Source organism: Shewanella colwelliana ATCC 39565 (assembly GCF_000518705.1).
In the GTDB taxonomy this organism is placed as follows: Bacteria; Pseudomonadota; Gammaproteobacteria; order Enterobacterales; family Shewanellaceae; genus Shewanella; species Shewanella colwelliana.
This window is the reverse complement of sequence record NZ_JAEC01000004.1, coordinates 240660-262733: the sequence shown is the minus strand read 5'-3', so window position 1 is coordinate 262733 and position 22074 is coordinate 240660. Positions and strand designations below refer to the sequence as shown.

At 46.0% G+C, this 22074-nt stretch carries 19 protein-coding genes and 1 other annotated feature; of the genes, 13 read left to right on the top strand and 6 right to left on the bottom strand.

Going from position 1 to position 22074, the window contains the following annotated elements; genetic code table 11:
* Positions 1–6: 6 nt before the first annotated feature.
* The 4 genes from trpCF to L876_RS0101150 are packed head-to-tail and all read right to left on the bottom strand — an operon-like array spanning position 7 to position 4649.
* Positions 7–1434 carry a bifunctional indole-3-glycerol-phosphate synthase TrpC/phosphoribosylanthranilate isomerase TrpF gene (trpCF, locus tag L876_RS0101165; RefSeq protein ID WP_037427776.1) on the bottom strand — a complete coding sequence of 476 codons (1428 nt, stop codon included), beginning with the start codon at positions 1432–1434 and terminating at the stop codon, positions 7–9.
* Between the two features lie 31 nt (positions 1435–1465).
* On the bottom strand, positions 1466–2500 hold the full coding sequence (trpD, locus tag L876_RS0101160; RefSeq protein ID WP_028762101.1) for an anthranilate phosphoribosyltransferase: 1035 nt from the start codon (positions 2498–2500) through the stop codon (positions 1466–1468).
* Positions 2497–3096 carry an aminodeoxychorismate/anthranilate synthase component II gene (locus L876_RS0101155; RefSeq protein ID WP_028762100.1) on the bottom strand — a complete coding sequence of 200 codons (600 nt, stop codon included), beginning with the start codon at positions 3094–3096 and terminating at the stop codon, positions 2497–2499. The genes trpD and L876_RS0101155 overlap by 4 nt, the downstream gene beginning before the upstream one ends.
* On the bottom strand, positions 3093–4649 hold the full coding sequence (locus L876_RS0101150) for an anthranilate synthase component 1 (RefSeq protein ID WP_028762099.1): 1557 nt from the start codon (positions 4647–4649) through the stop codon (positions 3093–3095). Before L876_RS0101150 ends, L876_RS0101155 begins: the two co-directional genes overlap by 4 nt.
* Positions 4650–4708: 59 nt before the next feature.
* Positions 4709–4817, bottom strand: a sequence feature (Trp leader region).
* A 214-nt stretch (positions 4818–5031) separates the two neighbouring features.
* Between L876_RS0101150 and rnm the strand changes: the two genes are divergently transcribed.
* The 7 genes from rnm (at position 5032) to L876_RS0101115 (ending at position 13417) form a co-directional block, all read left to right on the top strand.
* Positions 5032–5865 (top strand): RNase RNM, encoded by an 834-nt coding sequence (gene rnm / locus L876_RS0101145; protein ID WP_028762098.1) that lies wholly within the window; start codon positions 5032–5034, stop codon positions 5863–5865.
* Between the two features lie 23 nt (positions 5866–5888).
* Complete coding sequence (locus tag L876_RS0101140; RefSeq protein WP_028762097.1) at positions 5889–6509, top strand: L-threonylcarbamoyladenylate synthase; 621 nt, start codon at positions 5889–5891, stop codon at positions 6507–6509.
* A 120-nt stretch (positions 6510–6629) separates the two neighbouring features.
* The gene (locus L876_RS0101135) at positions 6630–7418 is read left to right on the top strand and encodes a segregation and condensation protein A (protein WP_028762096.1); all 789 of its coding nucleotides are present in this window, start codon (positions 6630–6632) and stop codon (positions 7416–7418) included.
* 18 nt (positions 7419–7436) lie between these two features.
* Complete coding sequence (gene scpB / locus L876_RS0101130; protein ID WP_028762095.1) at positions 7437–8060, top strand: SMC-Scp complex subunit ScpB; 624 nt, start codon at positions 7437–7439, stop codon at positions 8058–8060.
* A complete protein-coding gene (gene rluB, locus L876_RS0101125; protein WP_028762094.1) occupies positions 8053–8919 on the top strand; it encodes a 23S rRNA pseudouridine(2605) synthase RluB in 867 nt (288 codons plus the stop codon). The genes scpB and rluB overlap by 8 nt, the downstream gene beginning before the upstream one ends.
* A 265-nt stretch (positions 8920–9184) precedes the next feature.
* Positions 9185–9940 carry an exo-alpha-sialidase gene (locus tag L876_RS20845; RefSeq protein WP_248674431.1) on the top strand — a complete coding sequence of 252 codons (756 nt, stop codon included), beginning with the start codon at positions 9185–9187 and terminating at the stop codon, positions 9938–9940.
* 798 nt (positions 9941–10738) lie between these two features.
* Positions 10739–13417: a TonB-dependent receptor gene (locus L876_RS0101115; protein ID WP_028762093.1), complete on the top strand. Its 2679-nt coding sequence runs from the start codon at positions 10739–10741 to the stop codon at positions 13415–13417.
* Positions 13418–13657: 240 nt separating this feature from the next.
* On the opposite strand, the gene L876_RS0101110 is transcribed toward L876_RS0101115, so the two are convergent.
* On the bottom strand, positions 13658–14014 hold the full coding sequence (locus L876_RS0101110; RefSeq protein WP_028762092.1) for a TraR/DksA C4-type zinc finger protein: 357 nt from the start codon (positions 14012–14014) through the stop codon (positions 13658–13660).
* 150 nt (positions 14015–14164) lie between these two features.
* Positions 14165–15094 carry a tRNA dihydrouridine(16) synthase DusC gene (dusC, locus tag L876_RS0101105; protein WP_028762091.1) on the bottom strand — a complete coding sequence of 310 codons (930 nt, stop codon included), beginning with the start codon at positions 15092–15094 and terminating at the stop codon, positions 14165–14167.
* Between the two features lie 351 nt (positions 15095–15445).
* Here dusC and L876_RS0101100 point away from each other — a divergent pair, with 351 nt between their 5' ends.
* The 6 genes from L876_RS0101100 to dnaX all read left to right on the top strand — a co-directional run bounded on the left by L876_RS0101100 (position 15446) and on the right by dnaX (position 22068).
* Positions 15446–15919, top strand: coding sequence for an HvfA family oxazolone/thioamide-modified RiPP metallophore (locus tag L876_RS0101100; protein ID WP_028762090.1), 474 nt, complete (start codon positions 15446–15448; stop codon positions 15917–15919).
* An 89-nt stretch (positions 15920–16008) separates the two neighbouring features.
* Positions 16009–16845: an HvfB family MNIO-type RiPP peptide maturase gene (locus L876_RS0101095; RefSeq protein WP_028762089.1), complete on the top strand. Its 837-nt coding sequence runs from the start codon at positions 16009–16011 to the stop codon at positions 16843–16845.
* Positions 16846–17589 carry an HvfC family RiPP maturation protein gene (locus L876_RS0101090; protein ID WP_028762088.1) on the top strand — a complete coding sequence of 248 codons (744 nt, stop codon included), beginning with the start codon at positions 16846–16848 and terminating at the stop codon, positions 17587–17589. It abuts the gene before it with no gap.
* A 287-nt stretch (positions 17590–17876) separates the two neighbouring features.
* Positions 17877–18245: a YbaN family protein gene (locus tag L876_RS0101085; protein ID WP_028762087.1), complete on the top strand. Its 369-nt coding sequence runs from the start codon at positions 17877–17879 to the stop codon at positions 18243–18245.
* 205 nt (positions 18246–18450) lie between these two features.
* On the top strand, positions 18451–19005 hold the full coding sequence (gene apt / locus L876_RS0101080; RefSeq protein WP_037427701.1) for an adenine phosphoribosyltransferase: 555 nt from the start codon (positions 18451–18453) through the stop codon (positions 19003–19005).
* Between the two features lie 285 nt (positions 19006–19290).
* Complete coding sequence (gene dnaX / locus L876_RS0101070) at positions 19291–22068, top strand: DNA polymerase III subunit gamma/tau (protein ID WP_028762085.1); 2778 nt, start codon at positions 19291–19293, stop codon at positions 22066–22068.
* Positions 22069–22074 lie beyond the last annotated feature (6 nt).

Here is a 22074-nt window from a genome sequence, read left to right as displayed (position 1 = left end):
CGTCACTTAGTAGGCTCTAAGTGCGCTAAATGCTGCAGCAATTTGTTGATGATCTTTTACCCCCGGCTCATGTTCAACGCCTGAGTTAAAATCCAGACCAAAGAACCCTTGTTTACTGGCCTCAGCGGCATTTTTAGCGGTTAAACCGCCTGCAAGCATGGATTCAGTTTTGTTGGGGAGTGACAGTTGCCAGTTAAATACTTGGCCGGTACCGCCAAACTGCACGCCGCCGGCTTGCTGGGTCTTGCTGTCAAAAAGGAGACGGTCGGCATTGGTGACTAACGTGAGCTCAGTATCTGCTGCATCAACATTAACGGCAACCGCTTTCCAAATTTTTGCTTGTGAGCCCGCCTCTTTTAATGCTTCTCGTACTTGGTTTATTTCATATTCTGATTCGTTGCCGTGTAACTGTACGGCGAATAGATCTAATAATGAGGCGATATCACTGATCACTTTGGGGGCTTCATTGACAAATACTCCAACAAAGCTAAGCGATTTAGCGCTGGCACGTTGTGCGGTTGTCAGCGCTAGCGCTTGCTCTGGCGTTACGTAGCGTGGCGATTTTTTTGCAAAAATAAGTCCTGCGTAAATTGCCCCCGCCTCTGCGATTGCTTGCAAATCCTCGCTACGGGTCATCCCACAGACTTTGTTGTGACCTAAGGTCAAGGTACGACAGGCTAAATCTAAATCATCTTCTGCCATTAACGAGCTACCCACCAAAAAACCATCTACTAATGGGCTGAGGCGACGCACTTGTGCTTGGTTATAGATCCCTGATTCACTGATCACCACGCGATCTGCGGGTATATGTGGTGCCAAGGCTTCTGTGGTGGCTAAATCGGTCGATAGATCGCGCAAGTTACGATTATTGATGCCGATGATTGCAGCATCTAAAGCGATAGCACGCTGTAACTCCTCTTCGTTACTGACTTCTGTCAGCATATCGAGTTGGTACTTTTGGGCTTCGGCCGCTAAGGCTTGGTACTGCTCATCATCTAATACCGATAACATCAGCAAAATGGCATCGGCACCTTGATGCGCCGCGAGTTTGACTTGATATGTGTCGACAAAAAAATCTTTACACAGAATGGGTTGTGTCACTCGGGCTCTGACTTTGGGGATATAATCCATATCACCTTGGAAGAAGGCTTCATCGGTCAATACCGATATGCCCGCCGCGTAATGCAGATAAACGTCGGCAATCGCTTCAACATCGAAATCTGGGCGAATCAAGCCTTTCGAAGGGCTGGCTTTTTTACACTCAAAGATAAACCCAGCATTGGGCGCTTTCAGAGCCTCGAACAGGCTTCTGTCTGATATTTTGGGTTGCAGTGATGCCTCGGGGAAACGGATTTTTAATGCAGCGATATGCTCAGCCTTGGTATCAACAATCTTGGTCAATACATTGCTTTGCTTTGGTGCTGTTTGGGTCATAGTTGAACTGCTCACAATCACTCCCAATTCTCTATTTAACGGCGCTTGCGTCGGCAAGCTGCTCAAGTAAGGTAAAGGCTTTGCCACTGGCTAGGGTATCTAACGCGAGTGCTGTGCCAGCTGCAGGGCTGTTACAGATACCGGCGATGTACAATGCGCAACCTGCATTGGCGGCAACCGCATTGGTGTGCGCTGCTTGGCCGCAACCTTGTAAAATGGCCTTAGTCAACGCGGCATTTTCTTCTGGAGTGCCCCCTTCCAACTCAGGAAGGCTAGCTTGTGGTAATCCTAACTCAGCAGGTGTAAGGGTGTATTGGCTTATCTCACCATTATGCAGCTCACAGACAAAGGTGTCGCCATGAATAGCTACTTCATCGAGCCCTGCGCCGTGTACCACCATTGCACGCTTTATACCTAGGGCTTTCAATGCATGAGCAACCGGGTCGACCAGCTCCTGACTGTATACACCTAGCACCATAAAATCTGGGTGTGCGGGATTGATTAACGGCCCTAAAAGATTAAACAGTGTGCGGGTTTTCAACGCTTGGCGCACCGGCACCGCATGTCGCACGCCACCATGATAATGGGGCGCGAATAGAAAACATAAGCCCAGATTGTCTAGGCAGTCTCGGGCGGTGTCTGGGGCCATTGTTAAATCGATGCCAAATTGTGCCAACAAGTCGGAAGACCCCGATTTACTTGAGACGCTGCGATTTCCATGCTTGGCGACCTTAGCGCCAGCAGCCGCGGCAACAAATGCTGCTGTCGTTGAAATATTGATGGTGTTGTGGCCATCACCGCCAGTGCCGACAATGTCAACAATACCTTGCGCTTTAGTGGCTTTGCTTGGACGTGGGAAAGGTTTTGCGGCGGCGCGCAGTGCATCGGCTGCCCCTGATATTTCATCAATGGTTTCACCGCGCATTTTCATTGCGACTAGCATACCTGCCATAGTGACTTGGTTCATTTCACCGCTAATGATCTGACTGACTAAGGTGTTGGCTTCTTCGCGGCTAGCACTCTGTCCAGCATAAAGTTTATCTAAGATTGATTGTAGTTGGCTCATTTTTCCTCTCCCACTGCCGGGCTGGTTAAATAGCTGAGGGTTTGCGTCAATAACTGACTGCCTAGCGTGGTTAGAATCGATTCAGGATGAAATTGAAAGCCCACGGCTTTATAGGTTTTGTGAGAGATCGCCATCGGCATCTCTTCTGTTGTCGCAATGACCTCTAAACACTCAGGGACTTGGGTCGCCACTAGGCTGTGGTACCGTGCGACGGGAAGCGGCGAGGGCAAGTTAGCAAATATCTCTTGGCCATTGTGAAAGGTTGGGCTCGCTTTGCCATGTACCACTTGCTGAGCGCGCTCAACTTTGCCACCGAAATGTTCAACCATGGCTTGATGTCCTAAGCAGATCCCAAGCATTGGCACTTTTCCCGCAACCAAACTGATTAATGTCATCAGACATCCAGCCTCGTGGGGAGCACCAGGGCCTGGTGACAATACTAATGCGGCTTTACCAGCTTCATTGAGGAGTTTATCAGCGATAAACTGGGCATCGACATCATTACGGTAGATCACCACCTCGAAGCCTAAGCTTCTAAATTGGTCAACTAGGTTGTAGGTAAATGAATCGAAATTATCCAATAGGTAAAGCTTCATACGCCACCTCCCATCTTAATTGCTGTTATAACGGCTTGTGCTTTTTGACGGGTTTCATCAGCCTCGGCCTGTGGGTCTGAATCATAGACCACACCAGCCCCTGCTTGAATGTGTGCGGTGCCATCTTTTACAAAGGCGGAGCGGATGACAATGCAGGTGTCCATATCACCTAGACCATTAAGATAACCTGCGGCGCCTCCGTAACTACCGCGGCGTGTTTTCTCTACGCCACGAATGAGCTGTGCGGCACTCACTTTTGGAGCACCAGTCAGGGTGCCCATATTCATACATGCTTGATAAGCATGTAGTGCATCTAAATCTTGGCGCAATTGTCCTGTGACGCGACTGACCAAATGCATCACATGTGAGTATCTATCGACTTTAAGTAACTCAGGAATTTTACGGGTGCCACTTTGACTAATGCGAGCGACATCATTACGCGCAAGGTCGACCAACATCAAATGTTCAGATAGCTCTTTCTTATCTAGCCGAAGTTCAAGCTCAATCCGGCTGTCTAGATCGGTGTCAATACTGCCATCAAGGGTTTTTCCTCGCGCTCGGGTGCCAGCGATTGGGTAAATCTCAACCTGATTGGTCGAGGTTTCATATTTGAGTGCGCTTTCTGGTGAGGCACCAAACACGGTAAAATCATCGCCTCGAAAGTAGAACATATAAGGGCTGGGGTTGGTTAAACGCAGCGCTCGGTATGCGCCTAAGGTATTGGGGCAAGGGAGGCTAAAACTACGTGAGGGGACAACTTGAAAGATATCTCCTGCTACCACATGAGATTTTAGCGCCTCGACGTGTTGGACAAATTCCGCATCAGAGACGTTAACTTTGGCGTCAGCATCAACAGTAACCAGTGCTGGAGCCGATCTAAGTTCCGCGACTTGTGCTGCAATCGTTGCAATACGATCGCTAAGGCAGCATGCATAGTCATTATCTTGGTGTTGTTCTGTATTAAATAGATGCGTGATCACTTGCGCTGTTTCGGCCTGTCTATCGACTGTGACCAAGGTTTCAGCCAGATAGAAAAGGTAATCAGGGCAACTGTTATTACCCTCTGGTACTTGCGGCAGAGGCTCTACCGTGTCAATTAAATCATATGCCAGTACACCACCTAGGAATAGATCTTCAAATTGTGGTGATTCACCACAATCGATGCCCTTAACTATGGCGCGTAAACCATCGAGTGGCGACACCGATTTAAGCCGAGCATCTTCATCGAGTTGTTGAGACGCTTTCGTCAAGGTTAAGGTTAGCGTGTTGTCTTCAACCACGGCGTCAGCATCGGGGAAATAGCGTTCAATTGGTGCGAGCAAGTTTTGGCCATTTTCAGTCAGTGCGGTAAAGGTTAACTGATAACCTTTGCATCGGATAGCCAGTGCTGCGTGGGTTAAGATGATGCTGCGAATATTATCTTTGCTTTCAATCTCAGCCGATTCGAGCAGCATAGTGTGCGGCGCATCGTGGGTAAGCTGCTGATATAAGCTGAGCGGATCATTCGGATAGTCGATCCGTTCCCTAACCGTTGTTACTTTAGCTATTGTCATCTTGTCTCTCGCTTTAAACGTCTGGTATCGCAATAACGGGCTGATTATGATTTTTTTTTACAAAAAAGCCCGCATCAAGTGCGGGCTTTTTGTTGAATCTTGTCTCTTTTACATGAGCACAGTTCTTCACACCACCCGCTAGTTTGGGAAGTGCCACCACCAATTGATGTTATTGAACTGAAATGTCATCGAAGCGTCTCTCATTTATGTAAAAGGTAATGTTGTTTAATGGCTATATAAAAACATCCACGTGGCGGTGATGTCAATTGAATATTTTTCTATTTAGTGCTTATTTGGTCTAAGCGACATCTCATCAAGGGGATTGTCGCACTATTTAACCCAATTAGATGTTTCTAATAACAAACTCTAGTAGAATAGTGGGATGATAAATGAAACGCTTTTAATTGATCTTCACAGCCACACGACCGCTTCAGACGGACAGTTGTCACCTTCAGAGCTTGTTGCTCGCGCCATTGAGAAAGGTGTACAAGTGTTGGCTATCACTGATCACGATACAACCGCAGGTTTAACTGAGGCCCATCAGTTTAATAATAACCAAAGTGAGCCGTTAACCTTAATCAATGGTACAGAAATATCAACTCGGTGGAATAACTTTGATATTCATATCGTTGCACTGAATATTGATACTGACAATGAACCGTTAGCTGAGTTTTTGACCGAGCAACGCCTGTTGCGTGAAGCCCGGGCCAAAGAGATTGGGATGCGCCTAGAAAAGGCGGGTATAGAAGGCGCTTACGAAGGAGCTAAGGCGTTAGCCTGTGGGGCTGCGCTGAGTCGTGGGCATTATGCGCGCTGGTTAGCGGATAATGGTTATGCCGTTAATGCCGCATCGGTATTTAAGAAGTATCTCGCGCGTGGAAAAACGGGATATGTGCCGAATAATTGGTCCGACATGGCAACAGCCATTGCATTTATTCATCAGGCTGGTGGCTGCGCGGTATTAGCACACCCTAGTGGTTACAAGCTGTCTGGGAAATGGCTCAAACGCTTGGTTAGAGAGTTTAAAGCGGCTGGGGGCGATGCGATGGAAGTGGTGCTTGGTCAGCAAACCATTGAAGATAGAAATAATTTAATCGCATTAAGTAAACTCAATCAACTGCATGCATCACTAGGTAGTGATTTTCATTTTCCTGGCAGTTGGATTGAGTTAGGTAAAAATATGTTCCAGCCCCAAGGTGTTGATTGGGTATGGTAAATGGATAATTGGATGGAATCTAAATGAGTCAGTTTTTTTATGTACATGAAGAAAATCCACAGGCACGACTGATTAATCAGGCGGTGAATGTGATTAAGCAGGGCGGAGTGGTGGTTTACCCAACCGATTCCGGTTATGCCTTAGGTTGCTTGTTAGGCGAAAAAGATGCCATGACGCGTATAGCCCGTATTCGTCAGATAGATAATGACCACAATTTCTCACTGATGGTGCGCGATCAATCTGAACTAGCCGCTTATGCAAAGGTTGATAATCAAGCTTATCGCGTGTTAAAGCACAACACACCGGGGCCATTCACCTTTATTTTTAAAGCAAGTAAAGAGGTGCCTAAACGGTTACAGAACCCTAAGAAAAAGACCATTGGTATTCGAGTGCCTGATAATGTCATTGCTTTGGCGCTGCTTGAAGCGCTAGATGCCCCGCTTATGTCGACCAGTTTGATATTGCCAGGCGAGGAGTTTACCGAGTCCGATCCTGAGCACATTCGTGACATTCTTGAGCATCAAGTGGATGTGATTATCCATGGTGGTTATTTAGGCGAAAAGCCGACGACCGTGATTGATTTATCCGAAGGGGATATCGATATTTTGCGTGAAGGCGCAGGGGATGTCAGTCAGTTTCTTTAAACCCCTGTCTATTGCGACGCTTAGCGGGTATAATCGCGCGTTTGGCGTAAAGCAATCAAGAGGTTAAACGCTGTAGTTGGTCTGTTTCCTTTTGAAAAATAAAGGGTATTGGGAGCGCGGATGCTTGGAACTCAACAAAGTTTACCGCTAGCAGTCGTTCGAGGCGAGGTGGTTAAACATCTGCCTGCTGATCTGTTTATCCCGCCAGAAGCATTAGAGGTGTTTCTTGAGTCCTTCGAAGGACCGCTCGATCTCTTGCTATATTTAATCCGGAAACAAAAGCTGGATGTGGTGGATTTAGCCATCTCTCCGGTGACGGATCAGTACCTTGAGTATATTGAGTTACTGCAAGGTGCCAGAGTGGAACTTGCTGCCGACTATTTGGTCATGGCCGCTACCTTAGCAGAGATAAAGTCGCGGTTATTATTGCCAAAGCCTGATGTGGGCGATGAGGATGAAGAAGATCCTCGGGCGCAACTTATTCGCCAATTAAAAGCGTATGAAGTCATTAAAGACGCCCAACAGCGCTTAGATGAGTTACCGCGTTTAGAGCGAGATATATTTCAAGCTAAAGCGCTGCCAGCGGCGGATATTAAACCTGTTGTCGTGCCGCCGTCGGTATCCTTGTTTGATATCGCCAGCGCATTTGCATCGGTGTTAAAACGTGTTGAAGCGACTGAGCATCATCATGTTAGACGTGAAAACCTGTCAACCCGGGAACGTATGGCACAGATTTTAGCTATGCTTGAAGGCAAGGATTATCTGCCTTTTGAGCAGCTATTCGATGTCAAAGAGGGGCGAGCTGGTGTGGTGGTGAGCTTCTTAGCGCTAATGGAGTTAGTCAAAGAGCTATTGGTTGACTTAATTCAAGCTGAGCCATTATCAACGATTCATGTTAGGGCGTATTGATTGTCAAACGGTAAGAAACTGCAAATTAATCCTGATCAGTTAAAACAATTGATTGAAGCCAGCTTATTCGTCATGGCGAAAACGGTGTCAATTAAGCATTTAACTGAGAGTGTGTTGGCAAACTTTAACGTGTCTCGCGTTAAGGTTAAAGCAGCGCTAGAGGAGTTACAGCAAGATTATCAAGGCCGTGGCATTGAACTGGCTAAGGTGGCGGGTGGTTATCGTTTTCAGACGATTGAAACCTTGAGTCCCTATTTGCAAACTTTGTGGCAAGAAAAAGCGCCTCGTTACTCTAGGGCGACACTCGAAACATTGGCAGTGATAGCTTATCGTCAGCCAGTGACACGAGGAGATATAGAGTTTGTCCGTGGTGTGGCAGTCGGTAGCCACATTATAAAGAGTTTATCCGATAGACATTGGATTAAAATTGTAGGCCATAAAGAGGTGCCGGGAAGGCCCGCGTTATATGCGACTACAAATGAATTTTTAGCCTATTTTGGCTTAGATACGATAGCGGATCTTCCCGTTCTATCTGATACTGAGTCACTAGCGGCACTGTTTTCTGGTGGGGTGAGCGCTGAGGTAAGCGTGCCCGACGATGAAACCGTGCCCAACACTATAGAAGAGTCTACTAATGAGTGAAAAATTGCAGAAAGTCTTGGCCCGAGCAGGCCATGGCTCCCGTCGTGAGATGGAGGCATGGATTGCTGCAGGTCGAGTTAGTATTGACGGTGAAATTGCTAAGCTAGGTGATCGTATTGAGGCTGACGCCAAGGTGCGTATCGATGGTCGCGCGGTTTCGGTAAAGTCTGAAGAGGATCTGGTATGCCGTGTGATAGCCTACCATAAGCCAGAAGGTGAAATTTGCAGCCGCAAAGATCCTGAAGGACGTCCTACGGTCTTTGATAGATTACCACGCACGCGTGATTCACGCTGGGTCGCGGTCGGCCGTTTGGATATCAACACCTCTGGTTTGTTATTGTTTACCTCTGATGGTGAATTGGCCAACCGACTAATGCACCCTTCACATGAAGTGGAGCGCGAGTACGCTGTGCGTACATTTGGTGAAGTCAATGACGCTTGCATTCAGCGTTTACGCACAGGTGTAACCCTTGAAGATGGTCCAGCTCACTTTGATAAAGTAAAACCAGCTGGTGGTGAGGGCATGAACAAGTGGTGGCATGTATCACTAGCCGAAGGCCGTAATCGTGAAGTTCGTCGCTTATGGGAATCGCAAGAGGTACAGGTGAGCCGTCTGATCCGTATTCGTTACGGTATGATCGAGTTGCCAAAAACCTTGCCGCGTGGTGGTTGGATTGAGTTGCCAATTGAGCAGGTTAATTACCTAAGGAAATTGGCCGGCATGGAAGAGGAAACACGTACCCTAATGGGAACGGACAAGCACAGTGTTGCTCGTGCTAAAGTCAAAAGTGCCAAAATTCGGCGGGCTGTGCGCAAACATAAGAGCGCTGCAGGCAAAACACCACGTCAACGTAGCTAACCGAGTTACAGTATCCCAAAGAGGTCGCTTAGGCGGCCTTTTTTGTACCCACAATTGTGCTGCAATGCTATAACTCTCTATAGCCTTCAAGCGGAGTATACCAATGGAAATCATATTAGTAACAAAGGTTTGCGACCAAGGTTAACATAATGCCTTTACTGGCTTAGCGGCGTTTAATGGTGCGCTTTACTGCGTATTTCGAGAAGGTCGCGCCCATGTCTCTCCTGATGGTGCGCTGCGTATTCTCAAATCTTGTGACGATGGTGTGACATGGCATAGTTCAGCGCTAATCACTTCTGCTGAGACCGATCTTCGTGATGGAAAGTTAGTCGTGTTTCAGCAACAACTTTATCTTTTTGGCGGTGCCACGCTTCACAATAAGAGTGAGCAAAATCTGCAATCTTACTATTGGCAATCAAAGGATGGTAAAGATTGGTCATCAGGGCAAGAGTTAGCAGGTAAAGATGAATGGCTGTGGCGCGTCACTGAGCATAAAGATTGTTTGTATGGCGTTGCTTACCACCCTAACGAGCTTCATGGTTATGTCGCTTTATATCGTAGTGATGATGGGCTGCAATACACTCAGCTGAAACCACGATTAAATCAAAGTGGCTATGTGAATGAGTCAGGGTTGGTATTTGATTATGAAGGCAAGGCGTGGTGTCTTCTTAGACGAGATCCCCTCTGGCAAACCGATGAGCGAGCGCTGCTTGGTGAAGCCAATCCTCCCTATACTTCCTGGCATTGGCGCGTGTTAGATAAACGTATCGGTGGTCCAGTCAATTTTATATGGCAAGGGCGACACTTTGCCGTGGTACGGCTATATGATGAGCGTGTAAGAACATCAATTGTTGAGGTTTTATCTAGTAAAGGGGAGTTGATTGAGTGTTTGACCTTACCGTCTGGTGGCGATACCAGCTATGCCGGAGTTATAGTGACCGAAGAGGAGTTACGCATCAGCTATTATTCCGCTCATGAAGGGACATGCGCGATCTATTTCGCTAAGGTGCTACTGAGTTAATCTTTCCTGCCACAATCGTTTTTTTGTGTCAATTGAGTCGCGACAATGTCAAGTCTGCCGATTAGACTAAGCTGATGTTAATTCAATCGGCTTGATTTAGCCTTGTTGCTGGGTATTGGTGATGAGAGCACTCAAGTCTTTCTTTGAATACATTGATGCTCATAATATCCTTAGTACGCTGCTCGTTTTGACTCGTGGCCGTCATCTATTTAGTTGGTACGCAATGTTGCTGTTTTAGATTTCTAATATCTTGCTGAACCCCGCCAACGTTCCATTTATTTAATGACATACTAGTTGTAAATAACAATATTTATTTAATATTAAAATAGCTGGATAATTATATCACCCTTCACTCAGTAACATTTTATTAACTAGGGTGGATTTTTAGAGCTTCTAAAATTTGCCGAGCGTTTACAATGTTTCGATACTTGTTGTGTTTAGTGTTTATTATTGATCTTTTATTAATAATTAAAACAGTAATCATACATGTGTATTTATTTGTATCCACTGACTTTAATGTAATGTATTTACTTTGCTCGTTCTCTTGCTTATCACCTTTGCTTTTTAGGTCGTTGTTTTTTATGGCTTTTTTGGGCTCCTTATTATTTGTAATAATTTTTTGTTATTTCATGTGTATCAATTGGTTTCATTTAGGTTGTTTTTGTGCACTATTCGTTGACATGTTTTTTGTTTTTTAACAATATCTATACCGAAGGATTAACTTCTTATTTAAAAACAAAACAATAAATATTATTAAGCGAGAAATTTTTGTTAATTACTCGTATATGAGGGAAACATATGAACTCTTTGACCTTAACAGCGAAAGCGGTTCGCGTAGGCATATTTGCCTTAACGACATCGAGTATGGCTTTTTCAGGAACAGTATTTGCTGAAGAGCAAAGTGAAAAAGTAGAACGCATCGAAGTAACTGGTTCACGCATTAAACAGGTGGATATGGAAACTTCCTCACCTGTAACTGTGCTCAGCGCAGCAGATATAGCCTTAACGGGTGAGAAAACCGTTGCAGATGTGCTTAACAACTCAGCCATTAACAGTTTTGGTTCTTGGCGTGGCATGTCAGGTTATGGATCTGGTGCTAGCTCTACTGCCAGTATTAATATGCGCGGTCTTGGTGCACAAGCAACGCTTGTCCTGCTAGATGGCCGTCGTATGCCTGGCACAAGTTCTAGCTCAGGTGCGGTTGCCGATACTTCGCAAATTCCATTGGCAATAGTAGAGCGAATCGAAATCTTACGTGATGGCGCCTCTGCGGTTTATGGTTCTGATGCTGTTGCAGGTGTAATTAACATTATTACCAAGAAAGAGTTTGATGGTTTCCAGCTTGATTTTAGCACTGAGCAACCCGATATCGACGGCGGAGATGCCAACCGATTCTCTATCGCTGCGGGCTTCAATTCAGATAAAGGCAATGTCACATTTACCTATGAGTACTATGACACTAAATCTGTGATGGACCGTGATATATGGAATATGGATGATCCCTCTTATGGCGATTACAGTTCGTTCAGCTCAGTGCCAAATGGTTACTACAACACTGGCAAGTTAGATGCAGATGGCAAGCCGATTTATGACTTTTACGCTAATTCTGATATGTGCGATCAAACAGAAAATGTTTCCGATGGTACAGACGGTGAAAATAACGGTCGCTGTTTCTACAGTTACGGGGCTGTCACCAAGTTATTTGGCGACATGACGCGTAACTCATTCATGACCAATTTCAACTATGAAGTGACTGATAACATTCAGTTCCGTGGTCGTGGGTCTGCATCGTTGAGCGAAACCAATACGCGTTATGCCGGCACGCCTGTGTCAACTAACTATCCAGTAATGGGCGCAGATAACCAATACAACCCAACTGGCGCAGATATGACGCTTTATATGCGCTCGGTACAGATTGGCGAGCGCGACACATTAACCGAGACCAATAACTACGATATTTTAGGTGGATTTGTTGGTTACTCAGAAGTCGGTAATGGGATTGACTGGGAGATCAATGCTCAGCATTCTGCGTCAACCACTAACTCTTTCAATTATAACTTAATCAATGACAACATCATTCAGAGCGAAATCGATACTGGTGAGTATGACATCTTTAATACTTCTGGAATGAGCTATGCCGAGTGGGATGCACAGATGGCTAAGTTGTACGGTGCTGCGGCTCATACTGGCGTATATCAAGGCAAATTCGACAGCACTCAGTTTGATGCGTTAGCCAGTACATTAGTGCTTGAAAATGGAGATTTCACTGTTGCTATGGTTGGTGGTATCGAGTATGAAATGATCAACTTTAAACAAACTAGCGACCCTGAGTCTGCAGCAGGTATTATCTCTGGTGGCTCAGGTGGCGATGATGTTGATGCTGAGCGTACGCGCCAAGCTGTATACACAGAGTTCCAAGTGGGTTTGCCTGCTAACTTTGAGTTTTCAGCGGCAGTTCGCTATGAAAAGTATGAGCAAGAGGGAAGCCTGAGTGGTCCTGAGGGGGTCGTGACCAAATCATCGACATTTGATGCCGTTGTGCCTAAGTTTGGTTTAAGCTGGCGTCCAGTTGATTCGTTACTCCTTCGTGCCAGTTATGGTGACTCTTTCCGTGCACCAAACATGGGGGAGATGTTCTCATCTCAATCACTAAGCTTTGAGAAGGCTTATGATTCAGTGTGGTGTGAAGCGAACAACGACTCAGATGCCAACTACTGTGCAACGGGAAATCAACACAAAACTTGGTACGGCGGTAACCCTAATCTAGAAGCTGAAGAGGGTAACTCTTTAACACTAGGCGGTGTATGGAATGTGACCGACGCATGGAGCCTTGAGCTGTCTTATTATGCCATCACTTATGACAATAAGATTGAGTCTGTGAGTGCATCAGATGTGATTCGTGATGAAAAGGTTAATGGTGGTTCGCAGTTTGTGACCCGTGGTGCTGACGGTAAGATCGAATACATCGAAAGTGGTGTGGTTAATATTGCAACGGTTGAGACATCAGGTTTCGATTTTGCCACCGCGTACAACTTAGAAACTGGCTTTGGTGACTTTAACTTTAAGGTCGATATGAGCCATGTGCTGGAGTTTAAAAAGCAGGCTGACTCTGAGTCGGTAACTATTGATTACTCAGGTGTTGTTGACTACCCAGAATGGCGTGGTAACTTCTCTGCAGCCTGGTACTTTGATGATTTTAACGCAGCGTGGACTACGGTCTATATTGGCAGCCAGTCGGGTGAATATTGGAGAGAGCAGGGCGAAGATTACATCATCGATACGCCAAGCTATTTCAAGCATAACTTCCAAGTGGGTTACACTCATGATTGGAATGGTACCGTTACGCTTGGGGTAAATAATCTGTTTGATGAGCAAGCTCCTACCTATTATAACTTTGCCGCATATCGCGATGTGAACACGGGCTTGTATGATGTACTTGGTCGTACTTTCTATTTACGTGTAAATCAAAAGTTCTAAGCCTGGCTTAGCCTATAAAAAACCTCCTTAGTTGGAGGTTTTTTTATGGGCGAATTAAACCATTATCGTTAATGGTTAAATATGGAGGCTACAGATTTGATGGAGTGCAGTGTATAAACAGGACTATGATGACAGGTCGCTTAAGTCAACATCAGTTACCAGCGGTGGTGACAATTCATGGACAGCAGAGGTTGGGCACTGTGTCAGATACCATTTGTAGCAGATAGCTGACACATAGGTTTAATGAGTCAAACGCAACTCTTGGCGGTGTTCGTGTTCATGATCGGCAGCGCATTGTGCACAGCGCTGCTCCAAGGGATTGGCGTCAATTCTCTGCTGCTCAATTTCCGACTCGCAGTCAGAACATAATCCATAGAGATCAATGTCGAGTTGGCACATTGCGGCATCGAGTTGGGTAAGTTTGAGAAAGAGTGGTTCATCGCAAAGTTTGGCTGCGGTTAACTCATCTATTAACGATGACAGTGACAACGACTCACAATCAATAGATAAATGGTTCAACCTTAGCAGTGCACCTAACTCTTTCCTGAGATTAGCTTCAAGCTCCGACAGTTCATGTCTGATATGGGATCTGCTCACAAATCAATGCCTAGTTTATGTTGATGGATATTCAGTCTAAGCCGCTGGCGCAAATTGGCTATGACTGAGATCAAAACTCGGTGTGATTTTTAGGAAAATTGGTGTGCAACAATAAGATCAGACCAGTGAAACCCCAATGCTGGCTGCAAGTTAACTGTTTTTTAACAGCGACAATATATCTGGGGTATGTTTAAGTACGCGAACTTGCAGAAATAAGGCTTCGCCCTCACTGTAATGTCTCGCGATGAAGCGCAGCCACTGTTTAATGCGGGCTGGATAGTATTTTTCTTTCTCGTTGACAATCTCAAAGTCGGAGTATTGGATCAGGAGTGCTTTCACTTCTTGCCAGCTCATGGGCGTTTGGGTGCCTTTGACCACATGTGCCAAGTTTGGCACGGTTAACGCGCCCCGCCCAAGCATTACGTCATCACAACCACTGACTTGCTGGCATTTTAAGTAGTCTTCACGGCTCCACACCTCACCATTGGCGATAATAGGTAAGCGGACTGCTTGCTTAATCTTAGCGATATACTCCCAATGGGCTGGTGGCCGATAGGCTTCCTCTTTCGTTCTAGCATGTACGGTTAATTCGGTTGCGCCAGCCGATTCAATTGCCTGTGCGATTTCGATACACCGACTTTTGTCATCCCAGCCTAAGCGTATTTTAGCGGACACGGGTTTACCGGCTGGGACGGCATCGCGTACAGCTTTAGTCACGCGATAGATAGTTTCTGGCTCTTTGAGCAGTGCTGCGCCGCCGTTACTACGATTAACCATAGGGGCAGGACAACCATAATTTAAATCGACGCCACGGGAGCCTAATTCAACTGCGCGTAGCGCGTTTTCTGCCATCCAATCTGGGTTTTGTCCGAGTAGCTGCAAGCGAACCGGTGTGCCTGCCTCGGTGTGGCATTGATGTTTAAGCTCTGCACATAACCGGTAAAAGACTTTTTCTGGTAGTAGTTGATCGACGACACGAATAAATTCGCTAACGACCATGTCATACCCACCTACACGGGTTAACAGAGCTCGCATCGGGGCATCGGCAACGCCTTCCATTGGGGCTAAAATTACGCGCATTAACTTGTTATCCCACTTAAATAAACAATTGAGGCCTGCGCCTCTAGATTAAGAAAAGGCCACATCAACTTGTTGCGAAGTTATGTTAGTGAACGCCGCAAAAGGGCGCACATTCTACTCTAACGCTATACACGTTACAAAATAATCGACCTTTACTGCGGAAAAACTATCGATTCAATGGCTTTGTACAGATAAACTAAGTTGCACTATTATCATTTGTGTAGCATAAATGTGATGTCTGATAAGTTTTTTGAAATAAAAACTTGGTAGGGCGGGTCATATTACCCGAGCCAGCAACATAGTGGTGTTGGCAACCAATTGCATACAAATCGATTATGGAAGGAAGAGATTATGAAATTAGTTAAAAATACTGCAGTGGCTGTTGCGTTAGGTACGGTTTTTGTTGGTGGTGCTTTTGCCGCTGAAGCACAGGCGAATCCATTCGGTTATAGCGAAATGCAAGCGGGTTACCAAATCGTTGACGGTGAAGGAAAGTGTGGCGAAGGTAAATGTGGCGAAAACATGAAGAAGGGCGAAAAAGCCAAAGAGGGTAAGTGCGGCGAAGGCAAATGTGGCGCTGAGAAGAAGGCCATGAAAGAAGGTAAGTGCGGCGAAGGCAAATGCGGTGCTGAGAAGAAAGCCATGAAAGAAGGTAAGTGCGGCGAAGGCAAATGCGGCGCTGAAAAGAAAGCCATGAAAGAAGGTAAGTGTGGCGAAGGTAAATGCGGTGGTGAAAAGAAAGCCATGAAAGAAGGTAAGTGTGGCGAAGGCAAATGTGGTGGTGATAAAAAAGCCAAAGAAGGCAAGTGTGGTGGTAATAAGTAATACCACTTCCGGTTAAACGTTGTTTAAATCTTTAGTTAGGCCAGTTAATTGCTGGCCTAATTGTTTTAGAGAGTTGAGGTTGTCACGTTATGGCTAATAATGCACAGGTGGGATTAGGGCTAAGACGCGAGATGTTGGACGAGTTTTGCGAGCAGGTACCTAATGCTATTGATTTTTTCGAGGTAGCGCCTGAGAATTGGATGACCTTTGGTGGCAAATACGGACGACAGTTTCGACAGTTAACTGAGCGCAATACATTTTTTTGTCATGGGCTCTCTTTGTCGATTGGTAGCCCAGAACCGTTAGATGTGAGTTTTGTAAAGCAGATCAAAGGCTTTATGGACTTACATGGTATCGATGTTTATTCAGAACACCTAAGTTACTGCTCAGGAAAAGGGCATTTATATGATTTAATGCCAATCCCGTTTACCCAAGAAGCCGTTATCCATGTGGCGTCACGCGTTAAGCAAGTTGAAGCGATCCTTGAGCGACCACTGATTTTGGAAAATGTCTCATTTTACGCCGCACCAGGTAGTGAAATGAGTGAACTAGAGTTCGTTAACGCGGTTTTATCTGAAGCAGATTGTCGGCTACTGCTCGATGTAAACAACATCTACGTCAACTCGATTAATCACCAATACGATCCATTAGACTTTTTAAAGGCGATGCCGACAGAGCGTATCGCCTACCTGCATATTGCCGGCCACTATGAAGAAGCGGTCGATCTGATGGTTGATACCCATGGTGCAGATGTTATTGATCCCGTTTGGCAGTTGCTGCAAGCCTGCTATGCTCATCATGGTGTTTTTCCGACCCTATTGGAGCGAGATTTTAATATCCCGCCAACCCAAGTGCTATTGCAGGAAATTAATAAAATTCATGATTATCAAACAGCGGCGCAGCAGCCTATTAATCGGAGTGCATAAATGACGTTTGTTAATGTCCAGCAATCATTTATCGATTACATTCGAGACCCGAGTCAACCCCTGCCCAGCGGAACTGATGCACGTAGAATGCAGGTTTACCGAGAGCTGTTTTTTAATAATATTAATGGGTTTGTCTCTAATGCTTTTCCGGTGTTGTGTTCGCTGTATGAGGATAAACAATGGGAGGAGTTAGTTCAGCAGTTCTTTGTTACGCACGACTGTCAAACGCCGATCTTTATTGAAATTGCACAAGAGTTTTTGGTGTTCCTCCAGCAAGAGTACCCAGTAAGCGAACGTGATCCTGTGTTTATGTTAGAGCTTGCACATTATGAGTGGTTAGAGTTGGTTGTAGCGACAGAGCAAGAAAACCCGCTGCACCACCCCATTGACGACACCCAAGTGAGTAGTGCCAAATTGGCATTTCGTGCCAGTGCGCGTGTGGCTCAGTATCACTTTGACGTACAGCGAATTAGCGCTGAATATCAACCCTTGACTCAAAGTGAGCAGCCCAGTTTTTTCTGTATCTATCGGGATGCAGAAGAAGAGGTCTGTTTTTTACAGCTTAACCCACTTGCGGCGCAAGTATTGGCCTATATTGAGCAACATGACTATCTTGAGTTTGATCAGATTATCAAGTGGTTGTGTGGCTTGTACACGCAGATGGATAAGGAGACTCTCGTCAGCGGATGCACGCAGATGCTTGGTGATATGATTAGCCGTAATATCATCTTGGGTCATCGCTGAAAAATAGTTCGAGTTAGGGCTTTCTATCATTGCTTCATCTCTCTATAATGGCGCCGAAAATTGATCTAGATCAATAAAATTAATGCCTAGAGTGAGGAAGTCATGAGTCAGCCGTTTAAAGACCCGTTTAATCTTGTTTATTTTGTTGGATTTATTCTCGTACTGTTACTACCAACGCTTCCAGCGACTCTATCTTGGTTGAAGCATCTACAACTGCTATAGCCTCCAAGCGTTACTCAGGTATACTAACCACTCATTTTTGAGTGGTTTTTTTATGTGAGGAATCAATGGCGCTAAAGCGTGGTATGTATCTTGTGGTTGGGCTGTGCAGTCTGCTGCTAGGCTTAATTGGTATTGCTGTTCCCTTACTACCAACGGTTCCTTTTGTTTTACTGGCGGCGTTTTGTTTTGCGCGATCTAACCAGAGGCTCCACAATTGGTTAATGACTCATCCGTGGTTTGCCGATGCGCTGCAAGATTGGGACAGAGAAAGAGCGATTCGTAAGGGATTAAAGAAGAAAGCGTACATTGCCACGAGTGTTAGCTTTCTCGTCAGTATTGCTATTGTACCGCTGATATGGGTTAAGGTGATGTTGGCCTGTATGTTAACAGGTCTGCTGCTTTATTTACGTCGCATTCCCGAGCTTGATGATTAGTGGTTTTGTCCGCGCACCGCATTTTTGTTCAACTCTGGGTTGTTTAACTCTCGCTAAAATTGTGACTCAGCGCTTTAAACAAGGTTAAGGTTTGTGACACTCAGTGTTGCAACACACTTCAAAGGGGCTTAAGCTTTAGCCGAAAATTCTAGTCAAAGCTGGCCAAATGGTTAGTTTATCCCTTAAGTGGGTTTAATTGAAAAAGATGGTAGCAATGAATACAGATAAGTTAGCCTTGATAAAGCAAAGTATTAAGACAATTCCTGATTACCCAAAGCCAGGCATCATGTTTAGAGATGTCACTAGTTTGATGGAAGATCACAATGCGTATCAAGCGACAATAGAATTACTTCTTGAGAAGTACCAAGGCCAAGGATTTACCAAGGTTGTTGGCACCGAAGCGCGTGGTTTTCTTTTTGGTGCGCCCCTAGCCTTAGAGCTTGGTGTTGGTTTTGTGCCAGTGCGTAAGCCGGGTAAATTGCCACGTGAAACGATTTCAGAAAGCTATGAGCTTGAGTATGGTCACGACATGCTTGAAATCCACACCGATGCGATTAACGCCGATGATAAAGTACTGGTCATTGATGATCTGTTGGCAACTGGTGGCACCATCGAAGCCACGGTTAAGTTGATCCGTCGACTTGGCGGCCAAGTTAACCACGCGGCATTTGTGATCTCGTTGCCTGAGCTCGGTGGCGAGCAGCGCTTAAACGATATGGATCTAGAGTTAGTGACTCTGTGTGAGTTTGAAGGCGAATAATCAAGCTGTTTTAGCGTGTTTAAATGCTGTGAGATTGACTGGCTTTAGGTGCCTGTCACTCGCAGCATTTTTGTTTTTAAGCAATACAGGGCGTTCGTTCGTCACTGGCTGAGTCTCCCCCTTTATCCTTATCTGCTTAAACAAACTCCAACTGTTCTGTAATTCCAACTTATATCGTTATCGACAAGCGCTGCTTGCTAGCGAGTTATCCCGTGGCATGTTATTGTTTGCGGATTATCGGCGTCTATTTCCGCTATTGTTTTGATGACACAAATGGGGAGTTCCATGTCATACCAGGTGTTGGCCAGAAAATGGCGCCCTGCCAAGTTTGAGCAAGTGGTCGGACAGTCTCATGTTCTCCATGCACTGACCAATGCACTGACGCAGAATCGTTTACATCATGCTTATCTTTTTTCGGGTACCCGAGGCGTGGGTAAAACCAGTTTGGCACGATTATTTGCAAAAGGTCTTAACTGTGAACAGGGTATTACTTCCTCTCCATGTGGGCAATGCAGCAGCTGTGTTGAGATTGCGCAGGGGCGATTCGTTGACCTGATAGAAGTCGATGCGGCATCGCGTACGAAAGTTGATGATACCCGTGAATTGTTGGATAACGTGCAGTACCGGCCTTCCAGAGGACGTTTCAAGGTCTATTTGATCGACGAAGTGCATATGTTGTCGCGTAGCAGTTTTAATGCGCTGCTCAAAACCTTAGAAGAACCACCTGAGCATGTTAAATTTCTCTTAGCGACAACCGATCCCCAGCGCTTGCCTGTCACTGTGCTGTCACGTTGTCTGCAATTTAATCTCAAAAGCTTAACCTTAGATGAGATACAAGCGCAGTTAGCCAATATATTGTCCCGAGAGTCGGTTAGCTATGATGAAGGTGCGCTTAAACTTTTGGCTAAAGCGGCCAACGGCAGTATGCGCGATGCCTTGAGTTTAACCGATCAAGCGATTGCGTTTGGGGCAGGCAGCATTAGCTTAACGCAAGTGCAAACCATGCTCGGGACCATAGATGAACATTATGTCATCGTATTGCTCAATGCTTTAGCTCAAGGTGATGTGGCTCATCTGCTGCAGGTAACTGAAGAGGTACTTTCATTTGGTGCCGATCCAGAGGAAGTGCTGCGAAGTATATTAGAGTTATTACATCAGATAACTTTGACACAATTTGCGCCAGCTGCGGCGCAACTGTCGAAATATGCTGAGCAGATTAAAGCGTTTGCAGAACAGTTAAATCCTGAGCAAGTTCAGCTTTATTATCAACTCTTGTTGAGCGGTCGCAAGGATCTACCTCATGCCCCAGATCCAAAGTCGGGGCTTGAGATGGCGCTGTTAAGAGCGGTGGCATTTGTGCCAGAAGCCCCAGTAAAACGTTGGGAAGCAGAGCCTAGTAAGAATGGACTTGAGTTGCCAGCGGTCAACCTTGCCAATGAACCCGCGCCATTGAATCATCGTCCTGAAACTGTCACAGATGTTAGCGTAAATATCACGGCTAAGAGTTCGTCTGAGATGACTGATTTGATTGACGATAAGTCAGCAGCCATTGACAACAGTGAAGATGATGCTGATGTGGCGGCGTTAGAGGCTGAGCAGGCACTAATCTTAAGCCAAGCCCAGAGCCAAAATCAAGATTCAGGTCATAATCAAGGTGCCAGTGCAGAGGCTAATGCGCCAACATCCAATGTGCAGCCTACACCAGCGCAACCACAATCGCATGAATCTAGTGCGGTGCCAGAATCGGTGGTTTCACCCATAAACTCCGCCAGCAGCGCTGCCGTTGAGCCCGTGGTGTCAGAAACCGCGGTTCAAACCGATGCGACAACGCCTTTTGGGCAAAATGTGGCAGATAATACGCCGCATTTTGATGAAATGAATCATTTTGTTGATGACTCTGACAGCGAGCATTATCAGGATCCTAGTGATTATGATGCCTATATTGCCAGTCAATCCGGCACCCAAGTTGCCAATCTGTCTCCTAGGAAGCCTGCTGATAGTATTGAACCGAGTGTCGAGGTCACAGATCCGCTTGATGATGACCTGCTGGATGCTGTACTAGCGGCCAGAGAGTCTTTGCTATCAGATCTGGTTGAGCAATCATCTAAGGAGAGTGACACAAAAAAGTTTGAGCCGAAACGCCAAACATATGTGCCACCGTCTCGCAGTGACAGTGACAGTGACAGTGACAGTGATCAAGCGTCATGCAGCACCAAGCATGAACATGGGGTGCAACGTAGCGATGAACAAAAAGCACCGATCACAGAGTTTGCACAGTCCAGTGAGACTAATCAACACCAGTCATCTGAGATTGCTCATGAGCTAGCAGCCTCCAATGATGAAGATAGGCCGCCTTGGGTCGCGGCGCCAGAATCTAATGTGAGCACTACTACTTCACAGCTAGCAAAAGGTGAGACCGCGGACCTTAGAGTAAACAGTGATGAGCCTGCTACGCGTCAATCAGCTACGAGTGGCCAAACTAATAGCCTTGTCAGCAGTGCTGAACCTGAACAGCACCGTGATGTTGTTGTGCAGCCAGCGGCTGCTGATTTTCCTGACCCAAATACGGTGTTGCCACCCCTAGGTGAGGGGAAAGTGACTGGTCACAGTATCGACTTGCAATGGTATCGTTTAATGTCAGCGCTAGATATTGGTGGTCGTGTCAGGCAGCTGGCTGTTAACTCTGTATGTCAGCAGTTTTGTGATCCATTGCCCTTGGTACTTAAACCGAATCAGAAGCATCTTGAAGCCCCCGGGGCCATCGAGCAACTTGAAGCCGCGTTAAGTCAAGCGCTAGGCGACACTTGCCGCGTGGCGTTTGTGGTGGGCGTTGAGTCTGGACGTGAGACACCACTGGAGATCCGTCAACGTTTTCATCAAGAATTGTTGGCCGAAGCGCATCATGGATTACTCAGCGATGATAACATTCAGTGGTTGCAGGCGATGATGAATGCCGAAATGGAAAATGATAGTCTAAGTTATGCGCCAGAACTACTTGGGCAACGTGGTAACGGTATTGCACTTGTCGATAAATCGAACTTTATCGAAAGCGTTGAGTCATAACTGTTC

Bases quoted from the DNA above. Each gene is read 5' to 3' on its own strand.
- trpCF (WP_037427776.1), bottom strand. From the start codon at position 1,434: ATGACCCAAACAGCACCAAAGCAAAGCAATGTATTGACCAAGATTGTT.
- trpD (WP_028762101.1), bottom strand. From the start codon at position 2,500: ATGAGCCAACTACAATCAATCTTAGATAAACTTTATGCTGGACAGAGT.
- L876_RS0101155 (WP_028762100.1), bottom strand. From the start codon at position 3,096: ATGAAGCTTTACCTATTGGATAATTTCGATTCATTTACCTACAACCTA.
- L876_RS0101150 (WP_028762099.1), bottom strand. From the start codon at position 4,649: ATGACAATAGCTAAAGTAACAACGGTTAGGGAACGGATCGACTATCCG.
- rnm (WP_028762098.1), top strand. From the start codon at position 5,032: ATGATAAATGAAACGCTTTTAATTGATCTTCACAGCCACACGACCGCT.
- L876_RS0101140 (WP_028762097.1), top strand. From the start codon at position 5,889: ATGAGTCAGTTTTTTTATGTACATGAAGAAAATCCACAGGCACGACTG.
- L876_RS0101135 (WP_028762096.1), top strand. From the start codon at position 6,630: ATGCTTGGAACTCAACAAAGTTTACCGCTAGCAGTCGTTCGAGGCGAG.
- rluB (WP_028762094.1), top strand. From the start codon at position 8,053: ATGAGTGAAAAATTGCAGAAAGTCTTGGCCCGAGCAGGCCATGGCTCC.
- L876_RS0101115 (WP_028762093.1), top strand. From the start codon at position 10,739: ATGAACTCTTTGACCTTAACAGCGAAAGCGGTTCGCGTAGGCATATTT.
- dusC (WP_028762091.1), bottom strand. From the start codon at position 15,094: ATGCGCGTAATTTTAGCCCCAATGGAAGGCGTTGCCGATGCCCCGATG.
- L876_RS0101100 (WP_028762090.1), top strand. From the start codon at position 15,446: ATGAAATTAGTTAAAAATACTGCAGTGGCTGTTGCGTTAGGTACGGTT.
- L876_RS0101095 (WP_028762089.1), top strand. From the start codon at position 16,009: ATGGCTAATAATGCACAGGTGGGATTAGGGCTAAGACGCGAGATGTTG.
- L876_RS0101090 (WP_028762088.1), top strand. From the start codon at position 16,846: ATGACGTTTGTTAATGTCCAGCAATCATTTATCGATTACATTCGAGAC.
- L876_RS0101085 (WP_028762087.1), top strand. From the start codon at position 17,877: ATGGCGCTAAAGCGTGGTATGTATCTTGTGGTTGGGCTGTGCAGTCTG.
- apt (WP_037427701.1), top strand. From the start codon at position 18,451: ATGGTAGCAATGAATACAGATAAGTTAGCCTTGATAAAGCAAAGTATT.
- dnaX (WP_028762085.1), top strand. From the start codon at position 19,291: ATGTCATACCAGGTGTTGGCCAGAAAATGGCGCCCTGCCAAGTTTGAG.